Annotated in this window: 1 protein-coding gene; it reads left to right on the top strand. The window is 63.5% G+C overall.

Features of this window, described 5'->3' with window-relative positions; all coding sequences use genetic code 11:
* Window positions 1-524: TraB/GumN family protein (locus AC1DX0_RS37045; protein ID WP_477359678.1), on the top strand; the 524-nt coding region annotated here is incomplete at both ends.

Raw genomic sequence — 524 nt, 5'->3', positions numbered from 1 at the left:
CGTCATTGCCATCGCCGACCGCGCAGCACTCGTGTCGCTGAAGCTGCTCGTCGCGCTCAACGTCCTGTTTTTCCTGTCTTTCCTCATCGTCGCGCTGCTCGCTGCCGGTAAGGCGCATGCCGAAATCCCGACCTGCGCCGGCGCCGACATGCTATCTGCCTTGCAGAAGAGCGATCCCGCCGCCTACCAAAACGTCGCAGCGGAAGCCGCTGCGACGCCGAACGGCAAGGGCCTGTTGTGGAAGCTGGAAAAGCCGGGCGAAAAGCCATCCTGGCTGTTCGGCACCATGCATATGACCGATCCGCGCGTGACCGTGCTGCCGCCCGCCGCGCAAACGGCCTATGACGCCGCCGGCACCATCATCATCGAAACCACCGACGTGCTCGACAAGCAAAAGATGATGACGGCGATGCTCGAAGAGCCGGGCCTGATGATGTTCACCGACAACACGACGCTGTCGTCCTTGCTGTCGCCGGACGATGCGGCGGCAATGAACAGCGCGCTCGACGCGCGCGGTATTCCGC

The sequence above is a fragment of the Mesorhizobium sp. P3_A9 genome (assembly GCF_056402975.1).
The sequence above is the reverse complement of the archived record's forward strand: the minus strand, read 5'-3'. Positions and strand labels throughout refer to the sequence as shown.